Consider the following 16286-nt stretch of genomic DNA (forward strand, 5'->3'; position numbering starts at 1 on the left):
TAATGAATACAAATTTATCTTTACTCTTATTATTAGCTCCTTTTTTAGGGTTTTTAATTAATATTTTTTTTGGTAAAAGTTTAGGGAAAACGTTGTCAGGAATAATCGGGACAATTGCTGTTGCAGTTTCTTTTTGCGTAACATTTTATTTCTTTGGCACAATAGCTGCAAAACCGGAAGGAATTTATATTTCACTTTTTGATTGGATTCAAATCAGTAATTTCAAAGTTGATTTTGGTTTTCTATTAGACCAATTATCTATTTTATGGTTACTATTTGTAACGGGAATAGGGTCTTTGATTCATCTTTACTCTATCAGTTACATGCATGACGATGAAAAGGTACATACCTTTTTTGCATACTTAAACCTGTTTGTGTTTTTCATGATTACACTTGTAATAGGAAGTAACTTGTTAGTAATGTTTATTGGTTGGGAAGGTGTAGGTCTTTGTTCTTACCTATTGATTGGGTTTTGGTATAAAAACCAAGAATTCAATGATGCGGCTAAGAAAGCCTTTATCATGAACAGAATAGGAGATTTAGGATTATTGATAGGGATTTTCATCCTAGGAATGATGTTTAATACCTTAGATTTCTCTACTTTAAAAACGGCAATTGCTGGAGCATCAGACCTTAATTTATATTGGCTATCTGCTGCTGCTTTTGCGCTATTCATTGGAGCTTGTGGTAAATCAGCACAAATACCATTGTATACTTGGTTACCGGATGCGATGGCTGGTCCAACACCAGTTTCAGCATTGATTCACGCTGCTACGATGGTAACTGCTGGTATCTTTATGATTACTAGAATGAATTTCTTATTTGATTTAACGCCAGATGTTCAATCCATAATTGCGGTTGTAGGAGCGATTACTGCTTTAGTAGCTGCTACAATTGGTTTAGTTCAAAATGACATCAAAAAGGTCTTGGCTTATTCTACAGTTTCACAATTGGGATTAATGTTCTTAGCTTTGGGATTAGGTGCTTATGAAGTGGCTGTTTTCCATGTCATAACACATGCTTTTTTTAAAGCTTGTTTGTTCTTAGGTTCAGGGTCTGTAATTCATGCTTTAGGTGGAGAACAAGATATGCGTAATATGGGTGGATTAAAAAAGGTGATGCCAATTACTTTTGCAACCATGCTTATTGCTTCTCTAGCTATTTCTGGAGTTCCATTATTTTCAGGATTTTTCTCTAAAGATGAAATCTTGTTAGTGGCTTTCCACCATAATATTCCTCTTTGGGTTATTGGTTCTGTAGCTTCAATCATGACTGCGTTCTATATGTTCCGATTAATGTTCTTAACCTTCTTCAAAGAATTTAGAGGAACTGCAGAGCAAAAAAATCATTTACATGAAAGTCCTTCATTGATTACTTTTCCTTTGATTGTTTTAGCTGTTTTAGCAACTATTGGTGGTTTGATTAGCTTACCTGGAAACAGCTGGTTGAATGAATATTTAACTCCTATTTTACCAAAATTAGCAACAGCGGCTCATCATTTAGGGACTACTGAATATATATTAATGGCTATTGCAGTCGTTGGTGGTTTAGTAGGTATTGGTTTGGCTTACTCCAAATACATTAAGCAAGATTCAATTCCTGCAGAAGATGCTGCGATTACTGGATTCTCAAAAGTGCTTTATAATAAATACTACGTTGACGAAATTTACGATGCTATAATTGTAAAACCTATTAATGTGTTATCGGGATTTTTCAGAGACTATGTAGAAACTAGTTTATCTGCTTTAGTTTTTGGACTTGGGAAAGTTACTAATGAACTAAGTTATCAAGGTAAGAAATTACAATCTGGAAGTATAGGTCTTTATGTTTTTGCCTTTGTAATTGGGCTTTGTGCCATTATTTCTTATTTATTTTTAGCTCAATAATATATACTATGAATGTATCTCTAATATTAATTATACTTTTTGTTGGCGCTTTAGTCACATTTCTGTCAGGCGATAAACTAGCTTCAAAAGTAGCGTTGTTCTTTGGATTGGCTGCCGCAGCTTGTTCGATCGTATTATTAAATCATTTTAATCTTGGTGAAAATATTAGTTTCATCAGTCAGTGGATTTCAAAACCTAATGTTTCATTTGCTTTAAAAGCTGATGGACTTTCAATAGCGATGGTGCTATTGACAACGGTTTTAACTGCAATTATTACTTTCTCTTCTTTTGAGAGTCAGTATAAAAATGCAAAATCTTTTTACGCACTTATTCTTTTCATGTCGTTTGCAATGGTGGGTACCTTTTTAGCGAGCGATGGACTTTTATATTATATTTTTTGGGAATTGTCACTTATTCCTATTTACTTCATCGCGTTAGTTTGGGGTAATGGAGATGTTGAAGAACGCAGAAAAGCAGTGGTTAAATTCTTTATTTACACACTTGCTGGTTCGTTATTTATGTTAATTGCATTTGTTTATTTGTATCAAAAATCCGGAAGTTTCCTTATCGAAGACTTATATAAAGTTACTTTATCATCAACTGAGCAGTTTTGGATATTCTTAGCTTTCTTTTTAGCGTATGCTATTAAAATTCCTTTAATTCCTTTCCATACTTGGCAAGCGAATGTGTACCAAAAAGCGCCTACTGTTGGAACCATGCTTTTATCTGGTATTATGCTTAAAATGGGATTATACAGTATCATTCGTTGGCAATTACCTCTTACGCCATTAGCTGCTGAAGAGTACAAATATGTATTTATCGCTATAGGAATTGCAGGAGTGATTTATGGTTCGATAGTAGCTTTAAAGCAAAGAGATTTAAAAAAATTACTAGCCTATTCTTCACTTGCGCACGTAGGATTGATTGCAGCTGGAACTTACACATTAACTATTGATGGATTGCGTGGTGCAGTTTTGCAAATGATTGCTCACGGATTTGTAGTGGTTGGTTTGTTTTATTCTGCTGAAATCATTTATAGAAGATATGAGACAAGAGTAATTGCTGAAATGGGAGGAATTCGTTCTCAGACTCCAAAGTTCACATCGATGTTTTTAATTTTGGTAATGGCATCTATTTCGTTGCCTGCTACTTTTAACTTTGTTGGGGAATTTACAGTATTGTATAGCTTATCACAAGTAAATCTGTGGTTTGCTATTCTAGGCGGTACAACAATAATATTAGGTGCTTACTATATGTTAAGAATGTTTCAATATGCCATGTTAGGAGAAACTAATTCTAAAATGTTTGCTGACGTAAGCATGAATGAAGGAATTACATTAGTAGCAATTATTGCTGTTTTATTGTTTTTTGGGCTTTATCCAAAACCAATAATAGATTTGATCACACCAAGTCTAGAAGAAATCTTAAATCAAATTAATAGAATTAACTAGTCAGATAAAAAAATGAATACATTAATAGCTATAATAGGATTAGGTGTTTTATGCCTTTTACTTGAAATTTTCAATTTGACTAAAGCCATTGTGCCTTTAACAATCGTTGGGTTGTTAGCCGTTCTTGGTTTAACTATATCTGAATTTAATTCGACAGAGAGTTACTATAACAATATGATTGTTGTAAGTAAATTTTCAACTGCTTTCTCTTCATTGTTTATAGTGCTTACTATTTTCTTAGTTTCTTTAAGTGGTAACTTTTATGAAAATCATCAATCTAAGATTTCAGATTATATGGCAATAAAAATATTTTTACTTTCAGGAGCTGTAGCAATGGTTTCTTTCGGAAATTTAGCGATGTTCTTTTTAGGAATAGAAGTATTATCTATTGCGCTTTACGTGCTTGCAGCAAGTGATCGTTTGAATCTAAAAAGTAATGAAGCTGGAATGAAGTATTTCCTAATGGGATCGTTCGCTTCAGGGATTATTCTATTTGGTATTTGTATGATTTACGGTGCAATGGGAAGCTTTAACGTTAGTGATATTGCCGCAATGTCTCAATCTGCTGAATTGCCGGTATGGTTCCCAATAGGAATTGTGTTATTGACTATAGGAATGTTATTTAAGGTTGCTGCTGTTCCTTTTCACTTTTGGGCACCAGATGTTTATGAAGGTTCTCCAACAATGACTACAGCATTGATGAGCACATTAGTAAAAGTGGTGGCTATGGCAACATTGTGCCAATTATTATCAGTAATGAATGCTGATATTTCTGAGTCATTCAAAATAGTGATTGTGATTATTTCTATGGCATCTATGACAATTGGTAATATTATGGCGTTACGTCAAGTTAATGTAAAGCGTATGCTTGCTTTTTCAGGTGTATCACATGCAGGTTTTATGTTAATGACTTTGTTAAGTTTGTCAACATCAGCGGGAAGTTTATTGTATTACGCCTCTGCGTATGCATTATCTGGAATTGCAGCCTTCAGTGTAATTATTTATGTTTGTAAAAATCGAGACAATGAAGATATTGTAAATTTCCACGGTTTAGGAAAAAACAACCCTTTGTTAGCGGCTATTTTAACGGCTTCGTTACTTTCTATGGCAGGTATTCCTATTTTTGCTGGATTCTTCGCTAAATTGGTCTTGTTTAGTCAAACAATCGAGGCTGGTTACCTAGCTTTAGTGATTGTAGCAGTCATCAATTCTATAATAAGTGTTGGATATTATTTCAAGTTGATCTTGGCAATGTACACTAAAGAACCAAATGAAGAAAGAAAAGCAACTCCATTTGTTATTTATGCAGTTGCAGTTATAGCCATTGTCTTGAATATCGCTTTAGGATTGTTTCCTTCGGTAGTACTTGATTTATTGGCATAATAGTATAGACCACAATTATATAAATCAAACCATTCGTTCCTGCGAATGGTTTTTTTTTTTGGTTTACAGTTTTTCTAAATGGTTGTGATTGTACTTTAAACTACAGATGTAATGTCAATTGGGTATTTACTAATGTTTATTCACAAGTAACAAATGAAATATGAATACAAACGGAAAAGGTCTTAGCATTTTAGTAAACGCTAAGACCTTTCAGATATAAGTTCTGTGTAAATTACCTTCTGCTAATTCTCGTCAGGCATCGGTGCAGTTGTATTACTTTTTTTATCTATTGGCATAGTTGCTTTCCATTGGCGTAATTGTGTGCCTAGATCTCTAGATAGAGTTTTCACAACTTCTAGATTTTGCGCTGCCACATCATTATTTTCGCCTATATCAGTTTGTAAGTTATACAATTGCTTAGATTGGTCACGCATATCGTAAACCATTTTCCAATCTCCTTTTCTAATAGCACTTTGATAGTTGATACCAGGCCCATCGACCGCAGTCCACTTATTTGGAATATGAAAAATTAAACTCCTACTATCATCTTTGAAGTTGGCATTTTTTAAAATAGGCAAAAAACTTTTTCCGTCGATAGATTGTATGGTTTTATACTTAGGTACTTTTGCCATTTCCAGTAGAGTAGGGAAGAAATCCTCAATAATCACATACTGGTTTGCAATTGTTGCTGGTTTGGTTACACTTGGCCATTTTACAATCATTGGCACTCTTATTCCACCTTCGTTTACTGAGCCTTTTCCAGCTTTCAGTGGTAGATTTTGAGTGTGTTCTTTGCCACCTCTTGGCGGTATTGTACTTAAACCACCGTTGTCACTCATAAAAATAATAATAGTATTTTTATCTGCCTTTTTAGATACTAAATAATCCATTATATCACCTAAGCTAGTATCCATTCCTTCGATAAGACTGGCATATTTTGCTTCAATTGGATCTAATCCTGCATCTACATATTTTTGGTGGTAGCGAGGATCTGCCATTATAGGATCATGTATCGCATAATGCGCCATGTTTAAGTAGAAAGGTTGTCTGTCATTTATAGGTTTTTCTATTGTTTTAATCGCTTCTTTAGTAAGTGCATCGGTCAAAAAAGTGCCTGTGTCGTAGTACTCTTCTAAATCGGGAACCGACTGCCAACTTCCCTTTCCTGGTTTATTACCGTAAAAATCTTCTGATAAATAACTTTGCGGATGACCAGCAGAATGACCTGCTATATTAACAATAAAGCCCAAGTTCATAGGATTAGCTCCGGGAGTTCCTGCTGAGCCCCAATGTGCTTTACCAACATGAACTGTAAAATATCCTGTATCTTTCAATAGTTGTGGAAAAGTAGTGGCGTATTGCGTATGAGGGATTCCTGGTACAGGACTTAATCCGTTGTAATTCCACTCAGATGATGAAAACTGACTGTCTGCAGCATCTGTAGGGTTGTTTTTTGCAGGGGAAGTCCAATTTGTAATTTTTGCGTGAGCAGAATTCATTCCAGTTAACATACTAACTCTTGTTGGTGTACAAACTGGTTGCGCATAAGCATTGGTAAATTTCATGCCTTCTCTTGCCAATCGTTCCATATTTGGCGTATGGTAGCGTTTGTTTAATGGCATTGCACTTTCTCCAAAAGGCAGAGAAGTGTCCATCCAGCCCATATCATCGACCATAAAAACAATAATATTTGGTCTGGATTGTGTTTGTTTTTTTGATGCTTGCGCAAAAGCTCCTCCAGAAAATACAAATGTGGTCAATACGCATAGACACAATTGCTTTATTCTAGATAAGTTGGTACTGTTTTTTTTCATTTTGTATTAGATTATAAATTTTTTATACTTGGCCACTAATCAACTGGTTTTGAAAAGAAGTAGTCACGAATTTCAAAGACTTGCACGAACATATAATTGTTGCAGTTTCACAAATTCTTAATTTATAGAGACTGTGTATAAGTCCGTAAAGTCTGCATTATTGTTAATTCATACAATTCCTATCAGACTTTTACAGTAATTATTTTACTCTTTTTTTTAATTGAAATAAATCATTTCCGTCTAAGTTTTTCCATTCTGTTGCTGATGATGTTTTCCATTTTAGGTCGATTGTTTCTTGTGCAGCGGATTTCTTTAATAAATAAACTGAGATTGGATGATATCCTGCTTTCAAAAATACCTCTTTAGATAATTCTGTGCCGGGTTGATACCCAAAATCAGCATCAAAAAGGCTTGCATCATGCAAACGAACAAAAGCCTTAGAAGATGTATTCATCGAAAAACTATATTTTCCATCCTTTGGTACTTTTACGAAAGTGGTGTAAAGAAACATTCCCTTTTTATTAGTTTGAGAATTATCATTAATTGTTTTCGTAATTTTTTGTTCCTTGGCTTTTAAATCTTTTACAGCAGCTACCCATGGGAAATCACCTTCAAAAAATTGTTGTACTACTCCGTGGTAAATTTTACCTGACACTATCAATGCAGGAATTAAAGCAGTATCATAAGGTCGAGGAGCTTCAACATCTGCATGTCTCAGTTGTAAAACTGAAGCTTTCATTTGTTGCTGCATTTTTTCAAAACCAGGTTTTGATGCTAGATTATTGATTTCTCTTGGATCATTTACTACATCATAAATTTCAAAATTATCTTCAGCAGATTTAATATCGTAACGAACGCCTTTATAATTTCCAAATCGGATTAATTGTTGTTGCCCACGTTTTTTGTTTCTATGCGTTGGGTCAAATTCTTTGTAATTAGGTGTTCTACCTTCTCCTTCATATTCTACATATACTAGAGTTTCTTTTTGTTTTCCTTTAGCGGTTAAAGAAGGCAATAATGAAACGCCATCTGTTCTTGCAGGAGCTGGAATACCGGCAATATCCGAAAAAGTAGCCATCCAATCCGATAACATTGAGGGCGTATTAATAACTTTGCCTGCTTGAATGCGGTTAGTCCAATTTACTAAAACAGGCATACGAATACCTCCTTCAAGAACATCTCTCTTGATGCCATCAAAAGCAGCATTACTTGCAAAAAATGTTGATTTGTAATCTACGAACGGTGCTGGAAGATAAGCTTCATTTGAAGCACCATTATCAGAAGAGAAAACTACTATAGTATTTTCTTCAATTTTTAGATCTTTCAATAATTGTAAAATATCACCAACTCCATCGTCAATACGACGATTCGCAGTAGCGTAACGCTTGTAAGTATCTGGCCAGGAAATTTCTGCTGTAGCTGGATTATTATCGTTATCATAAGTTGCGGCCGCATACTCAGGATATACAAAACTATCAGGAACGCCAGAAGCCGTATTTATCATTTCGCCTTTTTTACCGGTCCATTGCACCCCTCCATTTAAGCCTAATCCCGCTGGATAAGCTTGTGTAGGTAATTCTAAAACGGCGTGTGGTGCATCGTAAGCTAGATACATAAAGAAAGGTTTATCAGCAGTTGTTCCTTCAGAATGCTCTACTATCTGTTTTTTGGCAACAGCCGTCCACAAATCTGTAGTGTACGATTTAGCCAATCCATCCGCTACATTTACGTAATTATCATAGACTTCTTTTTTGCCTCGATAAATACCTTCGTACGGATAATGCTCATGGCCATCCATGTGCCGTATGTAACCGTAATACGAATCAAATCCTCTTTTCAAGGGATGAGCTGGCCAGTATGGACCTGTTTCTGCCACTCCTTGTAATCCCCATTTTCCAATTGCCATAGTCTGGTAACCAGCTTGTTTTAAAACTGTACCAAGGGTGTGATTGTCCTCGAGTGCTTTATCAAATTGATTGTTTCGAACATGTGCATTTCCTTGATTTACTCCCGTTAATAAAGATCCTCTTGAAGGCGCACAAACTGGAGCATTGCAATATTGTTGTGTAAATATTGCTCCCGTAGCAGCCATTTGGTCTAAATAGGGAGTGATTTGGTATGGTTTTGAGCGATCATCACTCTTCATACGTTGGTTTTGAAAAAACACTCCAATATCGCCGTACCCCATATCATCCACAAGAATATAGATAATATTAGGACGTTTGTTTTGGGCAGTTAATTGTAAACAACTGCATAGTGAAAATGCTACTACAATAAAATAACGACTGAATACTGTATTGTTCATATTTTAAGTTTTTTGACAGTTTTAAAAAGTAATAAAGTGACCGTATTAGATTAGTGCGTATTTATATAATCGGACGCTCTTTTAGTTACAAAGTATTCAAAATGTGTTTTGCTTTTGCAACCATTTCTTCGGCACTTTGTTTCGATAACTTTTCAATTTCAAATTGCATTAAAACAGCGTTTAATGCTTTTGATTCTTTCTCTTTACTTTCTTTTTTAAACTCTTCTTTTAGGATTTTTATTTTTTCGAAATCCTGAATGCCTTCAATCAGTTTTTCAAAACGGATAGAAGATAGTGGTCCTGGATACACCTGGAAAGTATCTCCTGCGGGCCAAGCTGTAAATCGGCTGTCTTTCAACGGTTCTTTTGGCCAACTGTTATAAGCCCATCTCAAATAACCATCCATATTTTTTGCGGCGGTGTACCAACCGAGCCATACGTGTTCTGCTGCTGGTGAAAACGTAAATCCATTTGGATATTTCTCGACACAGCAGGTATACCATGTGCTCATCTTACCTTGTTGCTGACGCTTTTTCAATATAGCATCTGGAAAACTGTGATAGGAAGCGATGCAATAATCAAAAATATCTTGCTCTATTTCAGGGTGATATTCTCCAGCTAATGTAATTTTCCACTCGGGGTCTACTTGTTTCAAAAGTTTGATAACGGATTGCATAGCGGGCATAGGACGCTCATCCATTGCAATTGCAGTTATTGAAAACCATCCTTTTTGTTTAAGGTGTTTGGTGAAATCTTTAAGCATTGAAGTCCAAAAAACATTGTATTCGTCAGAACCAATTGCTCCTGTAAACGTAGTGTTCTTGCCCAAATTCTCATCATAATATTGAAAGGCAATTTTCCAAGGAACCATACTATAACAATTGATGCGTTGATTGATTCCGCAGCTCATTACAAACGAAATATATTTGTCAAATAAACTATAATCATACATCCAGCTACCATCTTTCTTTTTGGTCCATTTTACAAGACTTGGATAATCATCATAGGTTTGATGTCCCCAAGGTTCATCTACAATACTTGCTGTTATATTTTTCTGACCTGCGTCGGCTAGCATGGTATAGTATTTTTTCATTAAGTCAAAATGCACATCACTCCACAACTCCACATTATGCACTCTTGCAACGGCTGCGGGATGCTGCCAAAAATCAAGATTGAATGACCACTGCGATGGAGCAGGTAATGTTCTTTCTAGTACTTTAACGGTAAGTTTTAACTGGTAAATTTTATCTGCATTAACGGTAATGGTAGTAACATAATCGCCCTGTTTAGCATTTGATGGAATTTTAATACTTAACCAAATAGGTTGAACATTATTTGCCTTTAAAGTCGCCGTTGTCGCAATGGTATTGATGGGATCAGCAACTAATGACGAAGCAAAATCTTCTGGTTTACGTAAGCCACAGCCCGCCACGAATTCATCCGTTATTACATAATCAACAAATCCAGCGCTGGTATTGCTTTTAGATATTAGTTTTCCATTAGTTGATTTCAAATCGCTTATCGCTACTTTAATAGAAGGGACAGTAGTTTTGGCCCAAACTAAAAGTTGTGCATTCAGTTTTTCTCCTTTCCAAGCGGTAAGCGTCAAATTATTTTCCTGTTTGATTTCAGGAAAAACATCTTGAGTGTAACGGATATTGCTATTGGCAAAAGTAACGCCAACTTTGCTTTTCATACTGTTCCATTTTGCGGCTTGTGCTACCGTATCAAAAACGGGTACTTTTTGCAATTGAAGGCTTATATCCTGTGCATTTGCATTTGATAACATAAGAAGGGATATGAAAATCCATATAATTTTTTCTCTCATAGGTACTAATTGTTACTACTATATTTTACTCAAATAAAGTGATTAATCGCTTTTGCTTGATACTAGTTGAAATGTATTACTTTCCTTCTACATGATAAGCAGAAAAATTGATTATATCTGGCTGTGAGACTGATTCATTAATCAGCAATCGCACTTTTTTTGTAACTATAGTTTTCTCAGATAGATAAATATATTTATTTCCTATCGATGTGCCCTTATTAATAGTAATCCATTTTCCGCTTTCATGTACTTGTATGCTAAAAGCTCTCACACGATGTCCTAAAGCGATATTTTCTTGAATTACGAATTGGTTTACTTCAGTTTCTTTGTCGAGTTTTAATTCAATTGTTTTTCCTTTTCCTTTGGTCACGGCTATGGGAGAATCGAACCTTCTTTGTATTTCATCACCCCATTCCTTTAGGCGTTGCACATCTTCCTTTGGCATAAGCCCTCTATTATCGGGAGTTAATCCCATAATTAAAGTGGCGTTTCGTCCAACTGATTGATAATAAATTTTCATTAATTCATCTAATGGATAGATGCTCTTTTCATCTCCGGGTTCCCAGAACCATTCATGTCTGCCGTTGAAACCGCGCAAAGGAGCATCGGCCATCGCGGGTACCCAATAGTTACCATTTACATCTCCACCTTTTAATAATGCAAATCCATTTTTAGAAATTCCTGGTATCGCACTTTCTCCTGAACCAGTAAAGTTGTAGGGAAATGTAGACCAACAAGGATAACTTACTGTACCGCTTTCAGAACCTCCCCAACGCGCTTCAGCCAACTGATCGTTGTGGTAAAACAAGCAATCCGGTTGGTATTTCTTTACTATTGGTAGTACATCTGGCGCACCTTTTTCTGGAGTACTGGCACCACCATCAAACCATATTTCGAACAAAGGACCATAATTAGTACAAATTTCTTTGACCATTCCTTCTACCATTTTATTGTAGTAAGCCTGTCTTTTTTTCTGCATGGCACCATTAGGTTCACCATCTACAACAAAATCGTGAACTCCGAAAAACGAATTCCAACGAATCCCTAAGTAAACACCTGGCTTAATATCATGCTTGCGACACGCATCTGTAAAATCCTTAAAAAGATCCGCTTTTCCTTCTTTAAATTTTAAGCTTTTCATGGAATACGGATTCACATCCGATTGAAATAAAGCGAAACCTGTTTCATGGGTAACAGTAAGAATTGCAAATTTTGCGCCGGCAGCTTTTGCAGAAATTACCCATTGCTCGACATCTAATTGTTCTGGGTTGAAAATATTATAATCTTCAATAGGTGTGATCCTATTTGTGCTTTGGTTGTACTTTGATTTGTCAAAAACATGTAAATCATAATGAAAAACCACTCCTAGCTCTGCCTTCTGCCAAGCTAATTGCTGCTTATTGGGCAAAGGCAAGGACTTTACTTGTGCATGTACCGAATTAACACACAGTAAAAAAATGGCTGCTAGCAGATTGGGATATTTTATGATTATTCTCATTCGTAATTTTTAACTGTTTTTTCAACTTATAACTAAATATCAGTACTTAAAAAAAGAGATTAGTATTAAATACCAATCTCTTTTTTTGTAAAATTAAATTTGTTTTGCTTCAGTATTTTAGCATCTTGATCATCATATTCATTAATTAACTGGTCCATTTTGAGATTCAGTTTATCAGTGATTTTTTTATACTTCTTTTGTCCGTACAAATTATTCATTTCGTTAGGATCTTTTTTCAAATCATATAATTCCCAAGAATTGACACGTTTGTAAAAACGCACTAATTTGTAACGCTCCGTTCGTATTCCAAAATGAGGTGAAACTGAATGTTCCCCGTTTTCATAATAATGGTAATAGATTGCATCACGTCCTTTAGCATTTTTATCTGTAAACAAAGGCAACATCGATTTTCCTTGTTCGTCTTTTGGTATCGCGACACCTGCAGCATCAAGCATAGTAGGAGCAATATCTAAATTCATTACTAAATCATTAGAAACCGTTCCAGGCTTAATAACTCCTGGATAACGCATAACCATTGGAGTTCTAAAAGATTCTTCGTATATAAAACGTTTGTCAAACCAGCCGTGTTCTCCTAAGTAAAATCCTTGATCAGACATGTAAATCACGATGGTATTCTCTGTCAAATTATTTTTGTCCAAATAATCTAAAGTACGACCAATATTTCTATCCAAAGAAACCGCTGTACTAAGATAATCTCGCATGTAGCGTTGGTATTTCCATTCCGTTAATTCTTTTCCTTTTAAATTTCGAGCTTTGAAATCAGCAGCAATTGGCAAATAATAGTCATCGAATTTTTTGCGTTGTGCTGCGTTCATTCTACCTATAGTTCCTTCCATAGTAGCCGCTGCATCGTCCTTAAAAACTTTAAGGTCGTATCCCATAACCATCGTTTCAGCTATTGACATATCCTGTACTTTTGCAGCTTCCCGGTTTTTATAATCATCATAAAAATTGTGAGGTAGAGGGAAGATAACATTGTCAAAAGTTCCCATGTCTCTTGCATCTGGAATCCAAGTACGGTGTGTTGCTTTATGACCTATTACCAAACAAAAAGGTTTGTCTTTGTCACGGTTATCCAACCAATTTTCTGAAACATCTTCCACTATATCCGAAACGTAACCTTCAGTTCTTTTTTTGGTTCCGTCCATCATTTGGAAATCTGGATTGTAGTAGTGCCCTTGTCCAGGTAGAATTTGCCAATAATCAAAACCTTGTGGTTGGGATTCTAAGTGCCATTTTCCAATCCATGCCGTTGAATAACCTGAACCTTTTAGTTGTTTTATAAAACTGTCCTGACTTCCGTCAAAGTGAGAGTTCTCATTATCCTTAAATCCATTTTTATGACTGTATTTTCCAGTTAAAATTACGGCACGACTTGGTCCGCAGATCGAATTGGTTACATAACCTTTATTAAATAGTACTCCTTCTTTAGCAATACGATCAATATTAGTGGTCTTTGCATATTTATTACCGTAAGCACTTATCGCCTGAAAAGCATGATCGTCAGAAATGATGATTACTATATTAGGTCTTTTTTTAGTTTCTGCTTTATTCTGCGCTAGTAATGGAGCAGAAAAAGAACATGCCAGTGCTAGAACTAGCGTTGATGTTTTAAATATTTTCATCTTTATTTATTTTTTCATTTGAATAGTTGCCATAGCATTTTGTAAACCTTCACTAGTTGCTGAAAGCGAAAAATCACCTTCCTTATCCATAGATTCTAAAATAATTTGGCATTTTCCGTTAAACAGGGAACGCTTCCAGTTACCATCTAAACATTTATCAGCCTCATGCGAACTTGGATCACCGTTTCCTACTCCTAAAATAGTTGCATTTCCGTTTAATTTAAACTGAATCATATTCATTGCATCTGGAATTTCTCTTCCTTGTTTGTCAAGAACCGTTACATTGATCACAGAAACATCATTTCCGTCAGCAGCTATCGATTTGCGATCTGGTGTTAAAACAATTTGGTAAGGAGCAGTAGTAGTTTCAACAGCCGTGCGAATTGTTTTTCCATTTTTCGTACCGATAGCTTCTAATTTTCCAGGCTCATAAATAACATCCCATTCTAAATGTCCGTTGCGTGGCATAACTTTTTTACCAAGACTTTTTCCATTTAAAACTAGTTCGACTTCATCGGCATTACTGTTACACCATACATTTACTTTGTCACCAGTTTTGTGACCGTTCCAATGTGGATAAATTTTAATAACATCTTTATCCGTCCACCAACTTTGGTAGTAATAGTAGGTGTTTTTTGGAAAACCACAAACATCCATTATTCCAAAATGTGAATTCACATTAGGCCACGTAAACGGAGTGGGTTCCCCGCGGTAATCAAAACCAGTCCAAACAAAACCGCCCATTAGCCAAGGTCTGTCTACGGTAAATTTCCACCACTCTTCGGCATTTTGTCCCCATCCTGGTTTATTCATGTCGTAATCTGGTAAATATCCTTTTTCTGGATCTTTTACATACATTCCTCTTGAACTTACCATACTTGAAACTTCGCTAAAAACGATTGGTTGTGTAGGATGTTCTTTGTGGTAATCATCTAATTCTTTAATGTGGTAGTTAAAACCTCTCACATCCATTTCCTGATTAATTCCTTTGAAATTAATGCCGTTATTTCCGCCATACGTACTCAAACGTGAAGGGTCTAATTCTCTTTGACGTTGTACTAAAGTATGCGCCATACGTCGTCCTAAATCTGTGTTTTGAACCCCAGTTTCTTCGTTTCCTAAGCTCCAAAGCATAATGCTTGCATGGTTGCGGTCTCTTTTTACCAATCGCTCAAATTGATCCAGATTTTCTTTACCTGTTCCTATAACACGAATCTCATCCATAACCATCATCCCTAGTTTATCACAAGCTTCCAAAACTGATTTTGACGGTGGATTATGGCTACAGCGATACGCATTGACTCCCATTTCTTTTAGAAGTTTTATTCTGTAAAATACTAAAGCATCTGGCACTGCCGATCCAACGCCTGCGTGATCTTGATGCACACACATCCCTTTTATCTTCATCGATTCTCCGTTTAGAGAAAATCCTGTCGTAGCGTTATAATCAAAAGTTCGAACTCCAAATTCTGTTGAAAGAGTATCAATTATTTTTCCGTCTTTTTTTACGATCGATACTAATCGATATAAATTAGGCGTGTTGAGCCCCCACAATAGCGGATTTTTGATAGAAAAATTCTGTTCAACTTGTTGTGTTTCGTTGTTTTTTATCTTTAATTTCTCTGTTCTAGTTGGGGTAACTTGTGTTCCTTTGGCATCCATCACATAAGAAGATACCGTACATTCTGCAGTTTTACCTTCTTGATTTTTTACTGTTGTTTGCGCAACTACTTTTGCTTGTGATTTCTCTACTTTCGCATACACATAAACGCCATATTCTGGAATGTGAACGGGAGTAAAAGTTTCTAAAGCTACATTTCTATAGATACCCGCTCCTTCGTAAAACCAACCTTCATACTGAGTCGCATCAACGCGAAGAACGATTAAGTTTTCTTTGTCAAATTCGATAAAATCTGTGATATCGAAAGAGCTTTCGGTATAGCCACCAAAATTGCCTCCAATGTAATTATTGTTTACAAATAACTTAAAATCACGATAAACACCTTCAAATCGAAGTACAAAACGTTGTCCTTCTTTTTCTTTATCTACATTAAAACGCTTTCTGTACCAACCCACGCTGTTCTCCGGGTAAAAACCACCAACAGGTCTGTAACCATGACTTTGAACGTCAAAATGTTTATGATATTCAAAAGGAAGTTCAACTGCCCAATCATGAGGCACATTTACCGTGCGCCATTTGCTATCGTCAAATTTTGGAGATACTGCACCGCCACCGCCACCAGCAATAGTAAAATTACGAACAATGCCGTAACTGAAATCTTTTTCAGGATTATTAGCACTGCCTAAATGGAATTTCCAGTTTTTGTTAAGGGATTCGGTTTGTCTGGCTGTTGTTATTATACCATTTTTCTGTGCCTCGGTATTTTGAAAGGAGAGCAACAAAATTGAAATGAAAAACAATAATCCGTAGCCTTTTTTTAATGAAGTCGTCATGTTTTAATTTAGTATATAGTT

At 35.7% G+C, this 16286-nt stretch carries 9 protein-coding genes; 3 read left to right on the top strand and 6 right to left on the bottom strand.

The features are described from left to right. The first annotated feature begins 2 nt into the window (after positions 1–2). From nuoL to LNP27_RS04905, 3 genes are read left to right on the top strand one after another with little or no spacing between them, the layout of a single operon-like run. Positions 3–1886 (top strand): NADH-quinone oxidoreductase subunit L, encoded by a 1884-nt coding sequence (gene nuoL / locus LNP27_RS04895; RefSeq protein WP_229943413.1) that lies wholly within the window; start codon positions 3–5, stop codon positions 1884–1886. 8 nt (positions 1887–1894) lie between these two features. Then, positions 1895–3337 (top strand): complex I subunit 4 family protein, encoded by a 1443-nt coding sequence (locus tag LNP27_RS04900; RefSeq protein WP_229943414.1) that lies wholly within the window; start codon positions 1895–1897, stop codon positions 3335–3337. A 12-nt stretch (positions 3338–3349) separates the two neighbouring features. Further along, a complete protein-coding gene (locus LNP27_RS04905; RefSeq protein WP_229943415.1) occupies positions 3350–4720 on the top strand; it encodes an NADH-quinone oxidoreductase subunit N in 1371 nt (456 codons plus the stop codon). Positions 4721–4962: 242 nt separating this feature from the next. Here LNP27_RS04905 and LNP27_RS04910 read toward each other — a convergent pair whose 3' ends face one another. From LNP27_RS04910 to galA, 6 genes are all read right to left on the bottom strand, one after another. Continuing rightward, on the bottom strand, positions 4963–6534 hold the full coding sequence (locus tag LNP27_RS04910; RefSeq protein ID WP_229943416.1) for a sulfatase: 1572 nt from the start codon (positions 6532–6534) through the stop codon (positions 4963–4965). Between the two features lie 199 nt (positions 6535–6733). After that, positions 6734–8839, bottom strand: a complete 2106-nt coding sequence (locus tag LNP27_RS04915) for an arylsulfatase (protein WP_229943417.1) — start codon at positions 8837–8839, stop codon at positions 6734–6736. Between the two features lie 85 nt (positions 8840–8924). Then, on the bottom strand, positions 8925–10667 hold the full coding sequence (locus LNP27_RS04920) for a DUF4091 domain-containing protein (protein WP_229943418.1): 1743 nt from the start codon (positions 10665–10667) through the stop codon (positions 8925–8927). A gap of 76 nt (positions 10668–10743) precedes the next feature. After that, entirely contained in the window at positions 10744–12165 is a 1422-nt protein-coding gene (locus tag LNP27_RS04925; RefSeq protein WP_229943419.1) for an alpha-L-fucosidase, read from the bottom strand. Positions 12166–12230: 65 nt separating this feature from the next. Next, positions 12231–13811 (bottom strand): sulfatase family protein, encoded by a 1581-nt coding sequence (locus tag LNP27_RS04930; RefSeq protein ID WP_229943420.1) that lies wholly within the window; start codon positions 13809–13811, stop codon positions 12231–12233. 6 nt (positions 13812–13817) lie between these two features. Further along, positions 13818–16265 (bottom strand): beta-galactosidase GalA, encoded by a 2448-nt coding sequence (gene galA / locus LNP27_RS04935; protein WP_229943421.1) that lies wholly within the window; start codon positions 16263–16265, stop codon positions 13818–13820. Between the last annotated feature and the right edge of the window lie 21 nt (positions 16266–16286).

This window comes from Flavobacterium galactosidilyticum (genome assembly GCF_020911945.1).
Classification (GTDB): domain Bacteria; phylum Bacteroidota; class Bacteroidia; order Flavobacteriales; family Flavobacteriaceae; genus Flavobacterium; species Flavobacterium galactosidilyticum.